Here is a 23089-nt window from a genome sequence, read left to right as displayed (position 1 = left end):
AATTTTGTTTCGGTTTAAGGGAGAAATTGACTAAGGAATTGGCGCTGAGACCTATTTGAAAACAGCAAAAATCATGTGAAGTGCAAGTAAGGTTAATAGTAATTTAATTAAGGCTATTAACTTGGTATTGTCTGCCTTGAGTCTTAGTTTTGTGCCTACAAATGAGCCGAGAATAGACCCCAATACCATGATTAAAATCAATGTTAAGCTTTGCCAAAGCATCTGTGTAACCATCATAAATACCGGTATTTTGGCGAGGTGGCTGATAGTCATAAACACCGCGCTTGTCGCGACAACTTCATCTTTTGATGTGAGCTCTTTGGTGAGAACTGATAGTGACAGTGGACCTGTTGCGCCTACGATCAGTCCAAGGCCAGTCTGCAAAAGACCAATAAGATAATAGCTTTCAAATTTACCTATAAAATTCGCAAATGGACGGTGCCATAAGTTAAGAAGTAAATAGGTACCAATTGCCAAAGGTATAAATGTTGTAGGCAGGGCATATAGCACCAAGCCAAATAAGAGAGTGCCAGCAATTGAGCCAACTAAAAACGCAGGCAATAAAGACCACTTTACATAATTAAATGAAAAAACGGCGCGTGAAGCATTACTGGCAATTTGGGTGATGCCATGAATAGGGATCACCAGCGCGGGGGCAATAAAAATTGGCAGAATAGCAATCAATAACATCCCGCCCCCAAATCCGATGATTGCTGCTATCAATGATGTCGCAAAGGCTATCGTCCCTAGTAAGAAATCCGCATTCAATGTTCGCTCCTTGAGGGCTAATAAACTAAGCTCTTAACGCAACGCCAATACCGGACGCCGAGAGTAAAGTGCCCGCTACTTTATTAAATATCCCAAGGCGCTTTGAATTGGAAACGAGTTTCCTTGCGCTAGAAGACACATATGCATAGCCTAAATTAACAGAGCCAAAAGCGAGCGTAGCCGTGGCAAAAATACCTAAAATATCGGTATGAGAGATATGCTGAAAATCGACGAAAGCTGGAAAGAGCGCGACGTAAAAAATAATCGCTTTTGGGTTGCTCATTGTGAGTAAAAAACCAGCCAGAACATCAAATCGATGCGCCTTAGGTACATGGTGGCTGTCCTGTAAATGAGGCTTTGATAAGAATAGATTTATACCCATCCAAACCAAATAAGCAGCGCACGAATACTTGATGATAGCAAAAGCGCTCCCCATGGACTCAGCAACAAAGGCCAAGCCTGAAACTGCCAATAAAATGAACACATAGTCGGCAAGCACTAAGCCAATGGTCATTGCTGCACCACGACGAAAGCCACCAGTGATGGATGTGGTGGTGATAGCAAAAACCGCCGGACCGGGAATAATACCTACTACAAACATAGCACTGAACAGAGCAATATAACTTTCAATACTCACTTGAGTCTCCATCATTACTTAATCGCAAGACATCGTAACATAATCGAAATGGAAAAAACGGCTAGCAATAATCTGCTTTGAGATAATCCAATTAGACAAGTTTTTCTGAGCCATTAAGCCTAGTTGCAAAGGCCACGCATTATGTAATTAGGGCCCGCAGGGCTGCCTAAATACTTTTCTCGGGTGTCTTGAAACCCTGCTTTTTTATAGCACTCATAGGCCACTTTGTTACGGCAATTAACGGTTAATATGATTTGTGAATAAGTTGGGTAGTTAGCTGCCACATAGGGAAACAGCGCGCTTACTGCTAGCTTGCCAAAGCCTTTACCCTGCTGTTGTTTATCGATTACAAATGCCCTGATTCCTACTGCATTTTCTGGACAAAAGTCATATTTATCGGCATACGCCAGGTCGAGCTTAAAATACCCAATGACGTCTTGGTTATTTTTTATTACGTGCAAATGCGTTGTGTCTGAAGCGTCATTTAAAAATTCAGTGGCTGTGCCTGCAAATTCTATTTGGTCTTCGCACAGTTGTATTTTCTCAACTTGGTTCTTATATGCGTCAGAGAGCTTTTTTATCGTTATCATGATTTGCATTTTAATTGTTATAAAATAACAAAATAATATGTTATATGTGTTGGAAATACTATGGCCCACTGTCATATTTGTAGTTTTTATAGAGACATCAGTGCTGTACGGGTTTGTTTGTCTAGCTTTTCTATTGCATATCTAAAAGCCACTCTGGGCATGTGTTGGTGGTTTAATTTTAAATACTCAATGACATCATTCAAAGATTTTTGTGACAGCACTTTTAGCATCCAGCCATACCCTTTTTGGACTAAATCATGCTGATCGTTCAACAATAAGTTTGTGGCTTGCATCGGCGCATCTGTGGGACAGCGGATTTTTTTGATTGGATAAATCAGAATGACAGCCATTGCTCGCCTGACTGCAAAGTGAGGGTGTGTCGCCCAAGCATGCGTTTTTATGATGAGTTCATTGTGTTGTGCGAGTAATTCACCAAATGCATGTGTGCAAAAATCATCACAGTCATACCAGTCAACCACATATTCAAATAGCCAACGCTCAAATACATCAAAAGTGTTTGGTGTATACTGATGTTTGACTCGAAATGCCCAGTCATAGGCAATGAGGCTCAGTGCCCAATCTCGCTGAGACAGTAGCTGCTCGCAGTATGTGAGCACATTGTCTATGTTATGGTCAGGCAGCAATTTATAAGTAACAGACGAGACCTTACGTATTTGTGCTGTTTTGGCTTGTTGCTGGGGATAGTTAATGTCTGCTAGCGCCTGCAAAACAGTTTCGATCATATTCATTGCAGTTTGTATCTTGGTGCTTTTGAAATAAGCTAGCTCAATTAAAGCAATGATTCAAAGCCTCACAGCGATGTGTGAGGCTTTAGTACAGCGTTAAATCATTTTTCCATCACAGCATCATGCCATATAATTTGGTAGTGCTTATCTTGTTGCCACTGCTTAAAGTAAGTTGCAAATAGCGACTCCCAATCAGTAAAGCCGATGTTGTATTGTTCAATCAGCGCTATGTAGTTGTCCTTATCATACGGCGTCATCGGCATTAAGTAGGTTTCAAATAAGTATTCATCATAACCTGGGCGTTGGGTAAGCAGTCCTTCCATGATGATTTGTGCATTGTCCTGCTTCAGGCTATTCACATACTCTTTGCAAGTTTGAATAAAATCGGATTTGCAGCCTTGCTCGAAACTCAATTTTTGAGACTGTGCAAAGTGATAAAACTGCGCAACGGGCAAAGGTGTGGAGTTTGCAACATGAAACACCAAGTTACGCTTTTGTGGCTCGTTCATGCCACACACGATGGCTGCGGCCGCTTTATCTACCGGAATGATATCGAGCAAATAGGGCACGTCATCCGGTTGCACAGGGACTTGCATCATCATCTTTAAAATACGATGGAAAATATCATCGGTGTTACCTATACCTGTCTCTGACGAGCCAGATATTTGTGCAAAGCGATAAATGGTATAAGGCACGCCTACTGCGGCCGCCTGTCGAATATTCTCTTCTTGCACCCATTTAGATTGACCATAGCCGCTGCAAATCAATTCGGCATCTTCAATATCTATGAAGTCTTCCACTGGGTTAACCGAAAAATGTGAATTTTTAATCTGAGTGCTCGCTGTGGTGCTAGACACGAAGTGAATCATTTTAAGCTTTTCAGTCGTCGCAATGGTTAGCAACTGATTAGTACCCGCGACTGACTTTTTGAATGCAAAGTAGGGCTGAATATGGTTTACATAAGATGCCGTGTGGACAATATGTTGTACTTGCACGCACAAGGTTTGCCAGTTGGCATTGCTTAGCCCTAGTTGAGACTGCTCCATATCTCCAAGCATTGGCACAATTCGCGACATATCAATATCCAATTGATATTTTTGAGCGGATTGCTCGATACGTTGTTGAGCCTGCTTTAATGATTTTGCACGCACTAAACAGAATATAGTTGCGTTTGTTTCTGTTAGAAGTTGATGCAGAATATGACTACCCAAAAAGCCTGTGGCACCCGTGAGTAAAACAGACTCCACGCTACCTTCAAATGCATGTTTGAGCGTGTCAGTTTGCTTAGCAGGGGTGAACCCAGCGTCTAAAATAAAGTCAGGCTTTTGCTGAGTACGGTCGTTCGCAAAATCACTGTGTTGCGTCAGGTGTAACCTTTCAATATCGTCAATGAACGAATGAATGTTATTCATATTCTTGAAGGCATCCGCTTGCAAGTCGATATCCAGTACCTCTTTGAGCTGCTGGAAGGTTTTAAGTAACGAAATAGAATCAAAGCCATATTCATACAAGTCACACTCTAAATCGAGCTCATCAGGCGCGATACCAATAACGCGGCTGACAATTTGAATCACTGTGCTGCGAATATCTGTATGGCTGAAATCACGGTCCATAGCCGCCAAAGAGGAAGAAGGCGTGTTGATACTCGGCGTTTTTCGAGTCATCAACTGGGCAGTGTTTTGGTATATCTGCTCAGGGTTTGAGCTTAATAGGGCGCCAATTGAGGTATGCTCGCAGTCCAGTAAAGACTCAATCAAATTAAATGCCTCAGGCATTTCAATGAGTCGGTACCCTTTTTTCTCGGCGAAACCGTTTTCGATGCTTTTTACCGAATCATTCGAGTGCCAGTACCCCCAATTAATTGCCAATGTTTTACCCTGTCTTTCTCCTTGCTCCACCAGTTTCTTACGCTGCTTAGCAAACGCGTTTTGGTAACCATTACCGTATGAATACGAGAGGTGATTAAGACTGCCAAAAACAGCCATAGAAGAAAAGAGGATAAACATATCCAATTTGCTGCGTGCGAAGACCGTATCTAGGTTCAGTGAACCTTGGACTTTGACACTCATGGCATTTTCAAATTCATCCCAAGTACTTTCATCTGGTGCATAACTGGTACCCAAATGAAGAATACCATTCAAACCTAAATCGGTATCTGTAATGAACTGCTTAACATTACGCACCTGCTGTACAGAGGCAATATCCGCTGTGAGGTAATGAATTTGCCCTTTATCTAGCGCCTTTAAGGCTGCAAGTGCCTCAGTGCATTCTTGTGCTGGTCGTCTACCTAGTAGCACTAGCGTGGCGTTAAATTCCTTGAGCAGGTGCATACTTAATGTCAACCCTAACTCACCCAGTGCACCGGCAATGAGATATACACCGTTTTGTTTAAACTGAGTCGTGCTTATTTGCGGCACTGGTGCATTGTGCAAGTGCATGCCCATTCGTTCCTTGCCTTGGTACTTGATATGGTTTGGTTGCGCTTGCTGAGTACATAAATTGGCGCTAATCAGTTCCTGCATCATGACTTGTGTCCAATCTGGAACTTGATGTGAAAGTTCAATCAAGGTCCATACATGGTCTGAATTTCTCAAAGTGTAGCTTCTGAGCAATGCGGAAATATCATCACAACAGGTCCTGTCATCACAGAGCGTTTGCCCATAAAAAAGTTGCATAGGGTGATTATCGAATGGCGCTATCGCTTGTATAAACTTGAAAAGGGGCTCAATTTGCGAATTGACAGCCGTCAAACTACCCGCCGGACCGATGAAAAACACAATATCTGGCAGATTCTCTGGGCCGAATTTCAATGAGTCTAATTGCGAAAATAATACTGTCGTTATGTGTGCACTGGGCAACTTTTCACTTAGTTCACTCGCGGTTTGAGAGTCTAGTGCTACAACCATAACGTGTTGTTCGCTGGCAGCTAGGAGAACTTCCTCAGGCTCATTGGTTGGCAAGTCTAAAGGTTGGTCCTGCCATTGGTTCTCAAGCAGCAACCACGGTGTACTTGCAGGATCTGAAAAGGCCTTTTGAGGATTGATAAATGGGGTCGTTGGCAATGCTAGTTTCTTTGGTTTATGTGTATACAGTGCGTGCCAATTTATCGCTTTGCCCTCAAGCCAAAAGCGCAGCAAGGTTTGCGGGTTTTGTTGTAATTGCAAAACGTCGTGATTATTTAATGCTGGCTGTTTACCACTGGGCACTTTTGCTGAGTGCTTAAGGTTCGAGAGCTTGTCTTGTAAAGCGTCAAGTGACGAGACAACCCAACCGATCCGATATTTATGCTCGGCTCTGCCTACTTGCAGCGTATACGCCAAAGAAGTGAGCTCAGTGGTAGGGTGCTTCTTAAGATAGATGCTGAGTTCATTGGCTTTAGCCGTTAATTCGGATTTATTCGAAGCAGACAAAATTATGGTGTGCTCGGTTATTGTATCAGGTGTTTGCGCCTGTTTTGAGACTTTATTTGGGTATTCTTCTAGTACAAGGTGTGCATTGACACCACTGATCCCAAAGGAGCTTATACCCGCTCTGCGCTTGTGCTCGGCTTTCCAAGGACTAACCGCTGTTTGTACTTTAAATGGTGAGTTATCAAGAGAAAGATAAGGGTTGAGCTCATTGACATGTAAAGAGGGCACCAAAGTTTGGTTTTTGAGCTGCAACAGCACTTTAATGACCCCAGCTATTCCCGCTGCAATCTCTAAATGTCCAATGTTACTTTTTACAGAGCCCAAAGCACATTTTGTTGTTGCTTCCGTGTCAGGCTGGGCGTTTTTATACGCAGCTTTTAGCGCGTCAATTTCGACGGGGTCGCCTAATGATGTGCCCGTTCCATGGCACTCTAGGTAGCTTAGTGTGGTTGGATCTATGCCCGCATCAGCCCAAGCTTTATCTAATAAGCGTGTTTGCGCTTTTGCATTGGGGACGGTAAAACCTTGAGATTTACCACCGTGATTGATAGCAGAACCTAAAATTGAGGCATAGATGTGATCATTATCTTGCTCACATTTTGAAAGCTTTTTAATAAAGATCATGCCAACGCCTTCACCCCGCACGATACCATCGGCATCGCTAGAGAAAGTTCGGCATCGACCTGAAGGAGACAAAGCGCCAATTTCATGCATGGCAAGGGATGCACTTGGAGAGTCGATAACATTGACTCCACCTACAATCGCCTGTTCACATTCTCCGTTCTTAATGGACTGCACAGCCTTATGAATAGCCACAAGTGACGATGAACAGGTAGTATCTATGCCTTCACTGGGGCCATGTAAATCAAGAAAATAACTCATACGATTTGGTGCATAGGCTGAAGAAGTAATTAAACCGTCGTGATAACTTGCCTGACAGCCAATGAACAGCCCGGTATTAGTACCTGCGAGTGCTTTAGGGTTGTAGCCAGCATCTTCAATACATTTCCATACATGGGTCATGAGTAGGCTTTCTTGAAGCTTGATACGGTCACTTTCAGCCGGTGCAATATTGAAAAACAGCGGGTCAAAAATTTGATTGCGTTCAAGGCGACCTAGCCAGTTAATATCTTTTGGTAGTGGTTGTTGTGAACGGGCATCACTATTTTGTTGGGACTGCCAATCGAACGCCGTGACACAGTCTTTTTCATTGACTAAATTTTGCCAGAAAGCCTCAAGATTATCTGCTTGTGGGAATTGCCCACTCATACCGATGATCGCAATGCGATCTTCATTGTCGTTATTGAGCATTTCATCTGGAGTGTTTTGAGCCGACGTTTGCGCTACTGCCGTGCCTATCAACGAATCGCTGTGTTCATCGACTATATGACCCAAAATACCATTTAAGGTTGAGTGCATAAATAGCACGCTTGGCGAGAGTGCCAACTGATATTTAGAATTTACTTGGTTAATAAAGGTGATAAATGCGATTGAATCAGCGCCAAAGTCTCCTAAATCAGTATCTGCATCAAGCTCTTCAGCTTTCACGCCTAGAACATTTGCTGCAATGCTAGCAAGGCCCACAGATAGTTCAGACTGCAAAGATGCTAAGTCAGAAAATTGAGGTGCGACTTGCTGATTATTTGCTAAGTTAGGCTCGTCTTGATGGGTATATTCAACCAATGCTTGTGGGTAGTGCAAAGCTTGATAGAATGCATCGACTCCGATGTGTGTTGGCATTGGTGCAAATCCGTTTTGGCGCAGGGTGTGCTCGAAGGCAGGGTTGATCTTCATGCCGCCATCTTGCCAATAGGGCCAGTCAATACTTGCGCTCAGGCCATGGCGTTTACCGCGTTTTTGTAGAGCTGCACGATGTTGCATGTAACAGTCTAAAAATGCATTTGCGGTGGCATAGTCCACTTGAGTTAATGCACCATTGACACCACTTAACCCCGCAAAACAAGCAAAAAAGTCTAGGGTAATGTCTTGTGTCGCCTCGTCTAAAGCTACGACGCCAGCAACTTTAGGGCTGAGTACCTGATTAAATGTATCGCGGTCTTTTTTAGTTAGCAGTGTATCTTTGAGAACACCTGCGCCATGAATAACGCCAGATAAGGCGCCATGCTGGGCAATGATTTTACGCACCAACAGCAATACATTCATTTTGTGCGAAACGTCTACTGAGTGATATTGCAAAGTGGTGTGTGGGTTTTGCAATGCCGCTAAACACTGCTGTACATCTGGATGTTCTGAGGGTTTTCGGCCAGTAACAATGACCGTTTTATGGAATGTTTGTGCGTTAAGTTCATCGATAAAGTGCTTGCCAATTCCTCCAAAACCACCCGTGATAAGATAGACACCATCAGGTTTGAACGGCGTGTACGGCGTTTTGCTAGGTATCGGTTGATAGCTTAATACTTCCCGCTTGCCGTGTTGGTAGCGTACATAGCTATCGTCAAAGCTGTTCAGGTTTTGGTTAAGTATGCTGGCGATATCGCAAGCCGACATATTTGAATTTAATAGCACTAGTTGTGTGTTTAGCGTGTTACTTTCAAGACTTGCAGTTTTGAGCAGCGCGTGAAAACACGTATATAAGTTAGCCGCGTCTTCCTCTTGAGTTGCGCCAACCACCAATTGTAACTTTATTGGTTGTTTGGTTGCGATAAGTTGCTTCAGCAGCTCGACAAGTTGAAACCCGTAATCTTCTATTTTTTGTTCAATAGCGAAATGCTCAGAGTGCAGTGTATGTAAGGTGTCGCTGGTATGTTCGACTGAAGGGGCCTCACATAAAACGACATGATGATACTCTTTAGATGGCACTTTTTCATCGTGAACAGCCAGCTCCTTTGGAACCCACATTGGCACTTTAATACAAACCTGGCCTTCATCGGTCTGATTAGAGTTACCTGTGTTAGGCGCTTTGACTTGGTGATTATCCCCCATTGGTATTGTTTTGAGTGCAAACGGGAAAGTTGGCAAACTTATTTTTGTGACCTTAGCGTGTTGATATAAAAAGCCCCAATTGGTAAATCCAGCTCTCAGCCAAGCGTTTAAAATTGCTTCATGATTTTCTTGGGCAAGCAACACGTTAAGCTCTGAGGGGGTAACAGGCTTTGCTGTGTCAGTGTCTTTTACAACATAGTCCGGCGCACCAAGGTAATTGCTCAGTTTGGCTTTTAGCTCTGCAATTGAATGAATGATAAAACCTGTACGCACGTCCATAACGGTGCGACCTGTTTGCAGCGTGTACGCAAGCCGCACGAGGCTTTGTTCATCTATGTCATGGTGGTCGAGAAATTCACAGAGTAGCGCTACTTGTTTTGCAAGTACTTGTGAATTATGTGCCGACAAAACAATGATCTTAGGCTGTAAAAGCAATGCGTTGTCAGCCTTTGAATTGATGACGTTTGCGCCAGCTTCTTCTAAAACAGCATGGGCATTGGTACCACCGATGCCAAACGAACTAACCGCAGCACGCCTTGGTAAAAGCGGTGTTTGCCAGTCTTTGGTTTGTTCAACAATATAAAATGGCGAACTGGCCAGCTCTATGTGTGGGTTTGCCTTTGTATAATGCAAAGACGCGGGGAGCTTTTTATGGTAAAGCGCCAAAGAGGTTTTAATCAATCCGGTTAAACCCGCCAACGTATCCGTATGGCCTAGGTTAGATTTGACGGCGCCAAGACCACAATACTGTTTTTCGCTGGTTTGCTTTTGATAAATCTGCTGAAGCGAGGAAAACTCGATAGGGTCCCCAAGTGCGGTGCCAGTACCATGGGCTTCAACGTAGCTAATCGACGCAGCAGACACCTTAGCTGCGTTGAGCGTTTGCTCAATCAGGCTCATTTGACCTTGGGTACCCGGTGCAAAGAAGCCAGCTTTGTTTTTGCCATCATTATTCACTTTTATGCCACGTATCAGGCTGTAAATGTTGTCTGCGTCTGCCATTGCATCTTCTGCGCGTTTGAGCACAATCACAGAAACGCCACTGCCGCCAATCATACCGTCCGCTTTTTTATCAAACACTTTACAGCGGGCATCGCCTGCGAAGTTTAGGCCTTTTTCGTACTGATACCCTGTGTAACGCTGTGGATATAAACAAGCAGCGCCTACAATGGCGTAGTCAATTTCTCCAGCTTTCAGTGCACTGCAGGCCAATGCAATAGCAGACATAGAGGAAGAGCAGTTTGAATGGACAAACAAACTTGGGCCTGTAAAACCAAGGTGGTACGAAATTGTAGTTGGCAGCGTACCGGGTTGATTCATGGTTGAAGCCACATAATCTTCGGCGTTTAAAATAAACTGGCCGTCTTTAAATTTGTCCTGCAAGTTCAAGTCTGGGTTATCAGCGCCAGACGATGACACATAAACCCCTGTATTTGGCATGTTTTCTGCGCAATAGCCCGCATCTTCAATGGCTTTCCAAGCGTGCAACAGTAACTGACGCTGTGAATAACTCATGGTTTTAGCATTTTTTTCAGAGATATTGAAAAACTCTGGATCAAACTGATCTTGGCCTTCAACCCATGAGTCTAGCCAGGTGATGTCACCTTGCTTGCTAGATTCACTGAGGCGTTTTAAAAAGTCTTTTTCTTCGACTAAATTTTGCCAAAACGCTTGATGGTTAGGTGAATCGGGGTATTGGCAAGACAACCCGATTAAAGCGATGTTTTGGTCGCGACTGCTTGCCATTGATACATTGTTTCGCTGATTTTCTTCAATAGCGTGGGCAGACTTGGTGTTATGTTCAGGCAGCTGCTGCTCGATGTAGTCTGTCATCGCATCAATGGTGCTATATTGGAAAATCTTCGTCAGCGGAAATTCAATGCTTAACTGTGACTTGAATTTTGCAGTTAGCACATTAGCCAGTAATGAATCACCGCCTGCCTCAAAAAATGGCACATTAGAAGCAATGTCATCTACTTCTAAAACTTGCAGCCAAATTTGCTTCACGGCGGATGTTAACTCTGAGCGCTCATCTCTAGTTGCAAGTTGAGGAAGGGGAGCGCTGGTGTATGCTGGCGGTTGCGAATTCAAAAGCGCCGCTTTTGCTGCTTGATTAAAAGGCAGCTGCTTTAATAGTGTCTCTTTATCAATTTTACCGTTTGAGGTCAGAGGGTAATGAGGCACTAACACAAAATAAGCTGGCACCATGTACTCTGGTAGTTTAGTAAGTAAATCCGCTCGGATTTTTGCCGAAGACGGCGCATTTGGGGCAATAATATAAGCCACTAACACTTGTCCTAGCTGCTTTTGTGCGGCAACAACATAGGCTTCTGTTATGTAGCTTAGCGCTTGCAATGCATGTTGCACTTCGCCAAGTTCAATGCGGTGGCCACGGATCTGAACTTGGTCGTCGGCTCTGCCCATATATTCTAGTAAACCTGTTTCGTTTAAGCGGGCTAGATCCCCTGAGCGGTAAAGGCGCTGACCTGAATTATGTGTTATAAAGCGCTCACCAGTCAGAGCCGGTAGGTTGTGGTAGCCGCGAGTCACGCCGCAGCCCGCAACATAAACCTCGCCCACCTGCCCTTGTTGGACTGGATTTAATTGCTCATCCAATAGCAATATGTCGTAGCCGGGTAGGGCACGGCCTATGATACTACGCGCTTGTGCACCATATATCATATTAGCATCTATGGTCACTTCAGTTACATGCACCGTAGTCTCCGTGATGCCGTACATGTTGACAAGCTCAGCTTGAGGTTGTGCCTGTTCAAACCAAGGTGCTAGTTTGCTTAGATCTAACGCCTCACCGCCAAATATCACTTTGCGCAGCGCATTTGTTGGTTTGGTGAGTAATATGTCCATCAAAGGATAAAATGCAGATGGGGTCTGATTTAAAATCGTAATTTCATTGTCTGTGACAAACTTGGCAAAGCTGGTGGATTCTTTTCGAGTTAGCTCGTCAGGGATCATGAGTTTGCCACCGTGCAGCAACGCACCCCAAATTTCCCACACTGAAAAGTCAAATGCGTAAGAGTGGAATAAACACCAAGTGTCTTGTTCATTAAAACCAAATAGTGATTGAGTATTATCAAACAAGCTACACACATTGTGGTGCTCGACTAACACCCCCTTGGGTTTACCCGTTGAGCCGGATGTATAAATAACATAGGCAAGGCTTACGGATGATGCGCGATTGATATTGGCAACTTGTGCGTTACTCGCAAGGGCTGACTGTAAGTTAATCACCTGATTATGTTGGCTGGCTTGTGCATGCGGCAGATCTGCGCCTAGGACCAAAATACTGGGTTTGGCATCTTGTAAAATATGATTGATACGTGTCTCTGGAGAGTTAGCATCAAGCGGCACATAGGCTGCCCCCGATTTTAAAATGCCCAGTATGGCGACGATTAGCTCAATGGATGGCTTTGCGCACAGTGCTATGAGGTTTTCAGCACCTTGTTTGAACTCGTTGTGATTTAACAAGGTGTGCGCAAATTGATTGGCCTTGTTATTGAGCTGACGGTAGCTGATCGATTGCATTCCAAAGCATACGGCTGTGCGCTCGGGGTGCTTTGCAGCTTGCGCTTCAAATAAATCAACGAGCGTAGTTTGCGCTGATTGTATCATAGCTTGTGGCTGCGAGTTTGAAAAAACGGGTAAGTTGCCAAGTAACTGGTCGCCTGCAAACATGACCTCGTCAAGTAGGGTTAAGTAGTCTTTGGCTAACGCATCAATTACATGGGATGGATAGATAGCACCGTCAAACTTAAAGGCAACCTTAAAGGTATTGCTCAAAGGAGTGACTTCAAGGCTTAAGTCTAACTCAGGTTCTTGCAAACACTGAGTCCAAATGGCGTCGACCAGATCTTGATTCGACTCTACCCAGTCAGGTTTTAAGAAGTTGTGGTACGCAAACCCCATTTGGAAAATTGGGTGGCGATGTTGGGTGCGCTGCGCGCCAGTTGCACGTACGATCTCTGCAAATGGGTAGGCGCTGTGTTTTATCAATTCACCAAGACGGTGTTGATTGTTTTGTGCAAGTTTGGCGAATGGCTGTGCTTTATTTAGTGCGCTTCTAAGTGGTAACTGATTTACAAATAGTCCCAACGAGTTGGCCATTTCATTAGTCGGGCGATGCAATACAGGTACGCCTAAAATGATGTCTGTACGCTGAGTTTTTGCGCTTAACAGCGTTTGAAAAGCAGATAAGAAGAATGCAGCTGGGTTTATCTTACTGTTCTGGCAGTAATGATGAATACGTTGGACATGGCTGTTTTCCATAGGCAATTCGATGCGCTGCGCTTGTTTTTGTCCGTCTTGATGAGGCTGCTTGTTGGCAAGCGCTAGTTCAGGCTCTGCGCCTTGTAAATGTGATTGCCAGTAGTGTTTTAAGTGTGTACTTTGCTCGCTGTTGAGCATCTGCTTTTCCCACTCAACATAAGTGAAAAACCCAGTATTTGGTTGTGGTGTTTCTAGCGTGTTTTTCGCGATAAGTGCATGATAAGATTGCCATAATTGTTCTAGAAGTAAGGTCGCAGAGACACCATCGATGATCAGGTGATGAAACACTAAAGCCACGACATCGCGTTCATTGTTCACTTGCCAGTGCGTTGCACGCCATAGCAATTGGTTTTGTGCAGTGTGTGCGTGGGTGAGGGCGAATGGTTGTTTGATATCTGCTTGGATTAAACTAATCAGGCCCGATTTGGACATGCTCTTTGTATTGCTCTTTGTCAACTCAGGTGTTTGGCCAGTCACTTGTTGCTGAGGTAAACCTTCGACTTCAGAGAGCATTACCGACAATATTGGGTGTTTTTGAGTCAACCAATCTAGCGCTTGCTGCATGTAAGCTGGATTTAAGTTGCTTACTTCAAACACCATTGGCACGTGATAGTTACTCAGCAGCGGGTTTTGCTTGTGCAATAACCACAAACCTTGCTGGGCTTTTGACAGGGGTATTGGCGTACTCAAATTGTATGGTGTAGCGGTTGATGTTTTATTAACCGGTAACTCGTTTAGGTGTGTTGGCAATTGGTGCTCTGCCAAATAGTCGCACAACTCGTTGATGGTGCTTATCTCGAACAGTAAGGCCTGTGGCAAGGTTTCGATAGCCAAGTACTGATCAGATTCTAATCTTTGCACCACAGACATCAGCATGATGGAGTCAAAGCCCATGTCTTTAAAATCGACGTCATCGTCTAAGTCGCTACTGTCTATTTTCGTAATGTCTGTAATTAGAGACTTAACGTAGTTGCGGATCTGAGCATGATCTTTTCCTGTGTATACCGTGGTAGCATTGGCGCTTTGAGATGCCGTTTTTGGTTTATGCCAAAGCTGCGTTAATTTAGTTGTATCACCATATAAAAAGCAGTGCTGCGTTGGGATTTTTCGTAACGTAAAGATCCGGTAAAATGCATCGATGCCCACTTCGTTTGGCATTAATTCAATGCCTTGGGATTGCAATATTGAAGTCGTTAATGAGTCAACCTGCATGCCGCCCTCTGACCACAGCGGCCAGTTGATAGATAGGCTTAAACCACTGCGCTCACCTTGTTCTACTTGCGTTTGGCGAGTTGCCATAAAGCGATCCATAAAGGCATTGGCGCAAGCATAATCCGCCTGTCCCATATTACCAAAGACCCCAGCAATGGAGGAAAAACAGGTGAAAAAGTCCAAATCTAGTGCTTTGGTTGCTTCATCCAATGCTATGAGGCCTGCCACTTTTGGCGCAAACACGTGTGCCACTTCGCGCGGCGTTTTATTGCTAATGAGCTGATCTTTAATCACACCAGCACTGTGAATAATACCAGTCACAGAGCCATATTTGGCTTTGAGGTTGTTAAATAGCCCTTTCACTTCATCGTGGTTTGCAATATCTACAGACACATAACTCAATCTAGCGTGCTTATCACTTAACGTATTGAGTTGAGATTGGATAGCTGTACTGTTATCTCGGCGGCCGACAAACACAATATGTGCGCTTGCCGTATGTTCAATAATTTCTTTAGCAAAAGTTTGACCGAGTTGGCCAAGGCCACCAGTGATCACATAGACGCCATCTTCTTTCCAAGGCAATGTTGAAGTGTCGACTTGCTGATAGGCTTGCAAGTCAAAGTTGATTACTTGTCGTTTGCCTTGTTGGTAGCGTACGCATGAATCTTGTTTTTTGGCTTCTGCTTCTACAAGGTGCTCTAGGTCGTGAGCTTCATCTACAGCAATAAGTTGCGTTTCGATGCTGCTGTATTCTATCGCTGCGGCTTTAAGTAGGCCACTGAGTGCAGACAATAAGTTAGCTTTGTCTTGTACAATCACTTGTACCAACAGTTTACTGCCAGCTTGGTTGGCCGTGGCACCTTGTTGTGATTCAAGTTCTTTGAAGTAGTCAATGAGGCCCACTGTATACATTTCAAGTTGTTCGTGAACCTTGGATGTCTCGCAATCTAAGCGTGTACTCGATACGGAGTAGAGCTTCGGCAGGTCACGGCCTAATAACACAACTTGGCGATGATAAGTTGCGGGCTCTGTTGATGTTATTGGTGTGTCTTGCCAGCTGGCTGTGTAATGCAAAAGCGCAGGTGTAGTGCGATGTACATTTGGTATTTGCTCAATGGGCTCAAAAATCGGCGTGCTTTTTACGTTGAAGTCTAACTCAATACTTGAAGTTTCATCTGTTTCAACAGGCTCAACAGCTCGAGGTTCAACGCGGCTAGGTTTGCTTGCGTGTTTTTCTGGAAGCCAATACGATGTTTTTGCAAACGGGTAAGTAGGGATGCGCATTAATGGAGGCGTTTGCTCAGCGTACAGCAAACGCCAATCAATGGCAGCTCCGACTACCCACAGTGCGAGTAGCTTGTTATATTCACCTTGATCTACCCAGCGTGCAAAGTCAGTGTTGTCTAATGCACTTAAAATCTCTTTACCTTGCTTGACCTCACCATGTTTGTATTGACCACGAGCGCTGTCTAAAAAGCGCGATAGCTCAGTATCCACATCTACGATAGTGTTGGCCGTAAACGCCAATCGGTAATCCATTTCTTCACGGGCGCTTTGCAGCGTAAAGGCTAAGCTTGCAAGCATGTTGTTTGGCACTTTTTCGTTTGCTAACCAAGTTTTCAGCGCTAGTGCTTTGTTTTTCAATACATCTTTACTTTTGGCGCTGAGCGTAATTATCACGGCGTGATTAGAGCCGTCTGATGGCATTACGGAGTTAGGCTGGTACTCTTCGAGTACAACATGGGCATTAGTGCCACTAAAACCAAATGAGCTGACTGCTGCTCGGCGCTTTTGCCCATTATCGGTTTGCCATGCAATCGCGTCTTGATTGACGAAAAACGGCGTGTTTTGCCAATCTATATGGCTGTTTCCATTTTCAAAATGCAGTGATGCCGGAATCGTGCGATGTTTCATTGCGAGTAGCGCCTTGATCACCCCTGCAACACCAGCTGCGGTTAGGCAGTGACCAATATTGGTTTTAACAGAGCCCAGCGCACAAAATTCATTGTTGCTAGTGTGCTCTCTAAATGCGCGAGTGAGCGCCTGAAACTCAATCGGATCACCAAGCTTAGTGCCAGTGCCATGCGCTTCGAGCATTTGAATTGAATCAGGGTGAATATCAAATCGCGCGTATATATCACGATGCAATTGCTCTTGAGATAGGGAACTCGGCGCGGTAATTCCGCTGGTGGTGCCATCTTGGTTGGTAGCAGACCCAATAATCACACCGTAAATATGGTCGCCGTCACGCTCTGCATCAGCCAACTTTTTCAGTACTAAAACACCAGCACCTTCACCAGGCACAAACCCATTGGCGCGATCATCAAAGGTATAGCAGGTGCCTGTTGGGCTCAACATGCCAGCTTTACCGGCATGAATTGAAAACTTTGGTGTACACAATGTTGCTACACCGCCAACTAAAGCGCTGCTTATTTCATTATTATTAAGTGCTTGGCAAGCACTGTGAAGTGCGACCAAAGATGACGAGCATGCCGTGTCTATGGCAAGGGCAGGGCCTTTTAAATTCAAAAAGTAAGAAACGCGTGCTGGGATCACTGAACCCGCGTTACCCCAAAATATTTGTGCAGGCGCATCATCCTCGGCCAAACCTGCATAATCACTCTGTGCGCACCCTAAGTATACCCCGACATTTTGACCAGCCACTTTGGTGATCATATTGGCATCTTCCAATGCCTTGTAGGCCTCTTGTAAAAACAGTCTTTGCTGAGGATCCATGTACATGGCTTCTTGCGGCGTAATTGAAAAAAACGGTGCATCAAAAGTGCTGATGTCTTTAAGCAGGCTTGCGTATTTGCTCCATTTTTTTTCATTGGCGGTGAGCTCTGTCTGATCCCATCGAGTTTGTGCTTCGACTGAGGTTCTTTTTTCAGCCAACATAGCCCAAAATTCATCTAGGTTGTCAGCGCCACCAAACTGACCACTCATACCAACAATTGCGATTTTCCCGTTACTGTCGAGACGGTTTTTGGTCTTTTCCTGTTTCCGCAGCGCCGACTGTGCCGCTTTATTATGCGAGCGATGTTTATATAAACTGCGCGTATCGTCCGTGCTAATAGCATGTTCAATAGTTTGCGCCGTTGAGGTGCTAATGTTCTGATTTTGAGTCGGGAGTAGTGCCACAGCTTTATCACTGTGCTGTGCAACAATATGTTCGCTTAGCGTTCCAATTGAGGGATAGTCAAATAACAAAGTAGCCGGTAGATTTAATTCGAACTTGGCATTAATCTCATCAAGCATTTGAATGGCTAAAATGGAGTCGACGCCATAATCAGCAAATGACTCTTCAGCATCTAATTCGTTAGGGGGCATGTCCAACGCAGTGCTTGCTATATTAAACAACACGTTTTGTACAGCTTCAGTGAGCACAGAGTCATCGGGAGTGTGTGTTAGCAGCGACTGGTCTTGTGTGGTTGTTTTGTTGGTCATACTGGGTGGTTTTGTATCTTTGTTATGTGAGTTTACAGTTTGTTCTTGCCCACTTTTTTTAACTTTTTTTTGGTAAATAAGGCCATCGCTTTGAGCGCAAAAAACCTGTTGTGGACAATTATGCGCGGTGGCTGTAAAAGGGGCGTTAAATCCAGACTCGGTGAGTGCCTGTGTCCAGTTATCAATAGATAGCATTGGCGAGCCTGCTAACCGCATCGATTGATCTTTGCTTAACCACCAACCTTCTAACAAACCAAATGTCAGGTGTGTGAATAGTGACTTTTGGACAACCTCGTTGATGAGTAATATACCGCCTTGTTTTAAGCAGGCTTTGGCATTTTGCAGGGTGTTTTTAATATCCACAGTAGCGTGCAGCACATTGGTGGCAATCACTACATCATAGCTGCCAACTTCAATGTTTTGGCCAGCAAGTGGTTTGCTGATGTCAAAGTATTTGGTATCAATAAATGGGTAATCAGTTTGATACTGTGCTTTGGCATGATTGAAAAATGCTTTTGATAAATCAGTATAGGCGTATTCTTCTATTTGCCACTGTGCAAGGGCTGGCAAAACGGTGCGAGTGGTGCCGCCTGTGCCCGCGCCAATTTCAAGGACACGCACTGAGTTTGCATTGATTTTAGATAGGTACACTTGCAGTTGCTCGATAAGTACCTTATTGGCGTAGTCAGCAATCGGGTTATTCTGATAAACCGCTTCAACTAAGGCCATAGAAGCATTTGGGAATAGCGCATCTGTGGCTTTAATCGCCCCATTTAAAATGGCAGGTAAGTTAGCTAAGCAGTTGTCCAGTAAGTTGACTGCGGGTTTTGAAATAGGTGTGACTTCTACATCTTGGACTATTTCATTATCTATTAATTGCTCAGCTTTTAAGTAACGCGCAGTCTCCGTCCACCATTGGCTGAAATACTCAGGCAAGGTAGCAAGGGCCTGTTGACGTTCTTCTGGGTATTGCCAACCTGCTTGCTTGAGTGCGTAGCAAAGCTGCTTTAAATCAACGAGCGCTTTATTTTCTTGCTTTGGCGGCTGAGATTTAGCACTTGGTTGTGCAAGTGAAAACTGGGTGCCAGATGCACTATAGCTTCGAAGCTCAAAGGTATCGGCTAATGCGGCTTGGGTTACTTTAAGAACACCTGCTTGCGCTAGGTTGGCGTCCATAAAAGTTGCAAGTGCTTGCATGCCTTGCTCTGCCTCGATGGAGCCGATGCCCATGGCACGCATTTTCTTTTGGTAGAACTCATCTTGTACAACTCCGACGGATCCCCAGTAACCCCAATTGATGATTTTAATTGGGCATTTCTGTTGGTAAGTACGGGCAAGTGAGTCCAGATACACGCACCCAGCGGCATAATTACTTTGCCCAGCAGCTGGAGAAAACGACTGCATCGATGAAAAGAATAAGAAGAAGTCTAAATCTGTCTGGCTGAATACTTCAAGCGCGACTTCACCAGTTTGCTGTTTGGCGATATAGCTGCGGTTAAATTGCGTTTCTTCCATGTTTGCTAGCGTTTGATCTTCTAGGTGTAAAATAGAGTGCACTACACCATTTAAAGCACCGAATTGATTGGTAATGTCGGCATAGGTTTTTTCCATAGCGACTTTGTCGCTGGCATCACATTGAATGTAAACAGGCGCTTTGCCAAGCTTAGCCAAACGGTCTATATCGCTTTGAATGTCAGTGTTTACTGCTCGGCGACCAAGCCAAATAATCTGCGCGTCGTGGTGCTTTATCATCCACTCACTCCACACTTGGCCGAGGCCGCCTGCGCCGCCAAGAACTAAATAGGTCCCTTGAGTTTGGTAGCTTCTGCTATTTTCGGACACGGTATCTAAGTAGGTATGCTGTGCCAGCTCAAAAGTAAAGTACTGTTGAGATCGCTGCGCGTACAAACCAGCAGGCAATATCATTATTTCACTCGGGATAGAGCTTAGTTGCTCCGAGTCAATAATGCGTACTGTCCAGTTTGGGTATTCCTGCGCGACACTTTGCAATAACCCAATCAAGCTCGCTCCCTTACAAGAGGTTTGTTCATCATGGCCAATCACGGCTTGGGTTTTCTCTGTAACAAGGGAAATTGAGAGTGGTTTGCTATCGAACCCATCTAAAAGTAAGCGTTTAAGCTCTTTAAATAAGGTCAGTGGCTGAGCGTATTCGTCTGTTGCCAGCCAGAGCAGGTGATTGGTATTTTTGCGCGCTTCTAACCACTTGGGCTTTAAGGTTGGCGGACCGAAGTAGGATATATGCGGGTCAAATGATTGCGCGACATCAGGTGTAATTGCTTGCCAACAAGGTGTGAGTGTCAGTAGAGTTTGCGTGTCTTGTTGACTAGGTTTGAGTATGGATATTGGCACATTGCGAGTCGAAAACCCTGTTATCTGCACGAGCAAGTTGCCGTCTAGGTCGTATATGTCTAGGTCGAACTTTTGGGTATTATCGGTATTTTCGTTTATTTTAGAGGCTTTTACCCATACCTCTCGGTGCTGCATTTGGGCTAGTTGCTCAGTGTTGTAAAAAATGACTTGTTGTGTCGCAAATGGCAGTGCAGCCTGTTTTTGGTCGGCAAAAATGATCAGCGATTGAAGTGCTGTATCGACAATGGCTGGGGATAAGCCATAGCCTTGGCAAAAGGGCGCTGACACGGCCACTTTGGCGGTTGCGGTTGTACCTTGCTTACTTAAATGCTGTAGACCTTGGAAACTTTTACCGTATTCGATTCCCATACTTTTGAAGGCGGTGTATGCGTCATTGGGGGCTAGTCGCAGCTCAAACTCGGTCTCTGGCTCAAACTGGGATATAGGCGTGTTGTGTGGCGATACCTGTACCTCACCAGATGCACACACTTGCTGCGTATTATCGTGTTTTTGCCACACTTCAAAAATCATTTTGTTACCGCTCTCCCAAAGCGACAGGAAAACGGTGTTGTGCTCATTTGATGCAGCTAACCCTATGCTAATTGGTCGTAACCAGTTGACGTTCTCGATTAAAACGCCGTGGGACTCATTTAAATCGTGAGACAAAGAAATAGCGGCACGCACCATTTCTAGTATGCAAACCCCAGGCAAGATTCGCTCACCATTGACTTGGTGGTCGGCCAAAAAGAATTCGTCACCATTAAACGTGGAACTAAATAATAACTGACCAAATGCAGGTAATGCTTTATGGAGCAGAGGATGTAAAGCCTGTGTTGTTGGCTGGTCTTTTTTTGACGTTACCCAATAAGGTTTCGGATTAAACGGGTAGCCTGGCAGGGCAAGACGATTAGGTCGAGCGTCTACATAAAGTGATGCCCAATTTACGTCGGCACCCAATAGCCATTGGTTCAGCGTTTCGGAAATGTTCGTATTACTTGCTTCAATAGACGTGCTGCCCTTAGCTTTATTCGATTCGGCTTGTTGCCAAGTACCACTTTCGCCTGCGATAAATAGAGCCAGTTGCTTTGTTACTTCCGCCATGGAACTTGCACTAAAGGCCATGCGGTGAGTCATGTGTTCACGACCAACTTGTAAGGTAAAGGCTAGATTTGCCAATACATCATCTGCGAAATTTTGCAGTGCAATAAAATCAACGAGCTGTTTCGCGCGCTTAATCAGGCTTTGTGGTTTTTTTGCCGACAGGACTATCATCGCTGGCGTAGTGAGTTTGATTGAGTCCGTATCTTTTGTTGGTGGTGACTGCAAGATTACATGGGCGTTAACACCTGCAAACCCAAAGGATGAGATACCAGCGAGCAGGGTTTTACCATGCGCTAAATTGTATGGTTTGCAGTCTGTTGCGAGTTCAAAGGGCGATTTTTCTAACGATATCTTCGGGTTTAGTGTTTCGAAGTTCTGTAGTGGCGGCACCTGTTTGTGCTTAAAACTCAAAAGCACTTTGATAATCCCAGCAATTCCCGCAGCAGATTCTAGGTGCCCTATGTTCGTCTTTACGGTGCTTAAATAGCAAGGCTGTTTAGGGTCTGCATTGGTAGATTTTGTTGCACGGAAAGCGCGTTTAAGACCTTGAATTTCAATTGGGTCACCAAGTACGGTACCCGTGCCGTGCAACTCGACATAAGATAAATCATCTGAGTGTATATTCGCATTGTCGATGGCAGCTTGTACAACCCGAGATTGCGAAAATGGGCTAGGGGAAGTGAGCGTATTCGTGTGGCCAGAGTGACCGACACTGCTACCTTTTATTACCCCGTAAATGGTTAGGTTTTCTGCTAGTGCACGTTCAAGCGGCAGTAGTAGTACCATACCAACACCTTCTCCACGTACGTACCCATCAGCTTCTGCATCTAGTGTTTTACAGCGCCCCCTTGGAGACAGAACACCAAGTTTGCTAAACGATACGTAACGACTTTTTGTGATAAGTAAGTTAACGCCACCAACAAGCGCTGCATTGATTTCACCCGCTTTAAAATCATTCACAGCTTTGTGTAGAGCCACAAGAGAAGAAGAGCATGCGGTATCGACGGTTTCGCTAGGCCCTTGAAAATTAAAATAGTGGGAAATACGATTGGCAAATACTCCCGTAGACATGCCCGTTAAAAAGTGCGGGTCGATATTCCCTGTTGCAAGCTCTTGATAATCGGTATTGCTACAGCCCAAATACACACCCGTTTTGGTGTTTTTGAAGGTGCTTGGAGACAAACCCGCATCTTCAAAGCATTGCCACGCCAGTTCCATACTCAGACGTTGTTGCGGGTCCATGCTTTGTGCTTCTTTAGGTGAGATGGCAAAAAAGCCTGCGTCGAAGCAGTCGATGTCATCGATGAATCCACCCCATTTGCTCACAATTTTTTGTTCGTCTTTTTTTGGAGCTGGGTCAAAGTCATCCTGCCATTGCCAGCGTGTCGCAGGGATTTCTGAGATACTACTTACTTTGTTAGCTAAGTTGTGCCAAAACTGTTCTTTGCTGCTTGCACCTGGAAAGCGCAGAGATATACCGACAATGGCAATCTCTTGTTGCGTATTTGTAGGTTCGTTGGCCGTAGTATCTTGTTTGTTTTTCATGGTTCGTCTCAGTAAAACGGATATAACTAATAATGG

5 protein-coding genes are annotated in these 23089 nt (G+C 44.6%); all 5 read right to left on the bottom strand.

Annotated elements, in window-relative coordinates; all coding sequences use genetic code 11:
• Positions 1-51 precede the first annotated feature (51 nt).
• The gene (locus N480_RS19385) at positions 52-768 is read right to left on the bottom strand and encodes a sulfite exporter TauE/SafE family protein (protein WP_081231931.1); all 717 of its coding nucleotides are present in this window, start codon (positions 766-768) and stop codon (positions 52-54) included.
• Positions 769-793: 25 nt separating this feature from the next.
• On the bottom strand, positions 794-1405 hold the full coding sequence (locus N480_RS19380; RefSeq protein WP_063374074.1) for a LysE family translocator: 612 nt from the start codon (positions 1403-1405) through the stop codon (positions 794-796).
• A gap of 119 nt (positions 1406-1524) precedes the next feature.
• The gene (locus N480_RS19375) at positions 1525-1995 is read right to left on the bottom strand and encodes a GNAT family N-acetyltransferase (RefSeq protein ID WP_063374248.1); all 471 of its coding nucleotides are present in this window, start codon (positions 1993-1995) and stop codon (positions 1525-1527) included.
• Positions 1996-2081: 86 nt separating this feature from the next.
• A complete protein-coding gene (locus N480_RS19370; protein WP_063374073.1) occupies positions 2082-2744 on the bottom strand; it encodes a DNA alkylation repair protein in 663 nt (220 codons plus the stop codon).
• Positions 2745-2842: 98 nt separating this feature from the next.
• Positions 2843-23053, bottom strand: coding sequence for a non-ribosomal peptide synthetase (locus N480_RS25460; protein ID WP_063374072.1), 20211 nt, complete (start codon positions 23051-23053; stop codon positions 2843-2845).
• Positions 23054-23089: the final 36 nt, after the last annotated feature.

The organism is Pseudoalteromonas luteoviolacea S2607, assembly GCF_001625575.1.
GTDB classification, from domain to species: Bacteria; Pseudomonadota; Gammaproteobacteria; order Enterobacterales; family Alteromonadaceae; genus Pseudoalteromonas; species Pseudoalteromonas luteoviolacea_E.
The sequence above is the reverse complement of the archived record's forward strand: the minus strand, read 5'-3'. Positions and strand labels throughout refer to the sequence as shown.

Coding starts and splice junctions, on each gene's coding strand:
- N480_RS19375 (WP_063374248.1), bottom strand. CDS start 1,995: ATGATAACGATAAAAAAGCTCTCTGACGCATATAAGAACCAAGTTGAG.
- N480_RS19370 (WP_063374073.1), bottom strand. CDS start 2,744: ATGAATATGATCGAAACTGTTTTGCAGGCGCTAGCAGACATTAACTAT.
- N480_RS25460 (WP_063374072.1), bottom strand. CDS start 23,053: ATGAAAAACAAACAAGATACTACGGCCAACGAACCTACAAATACGCAA.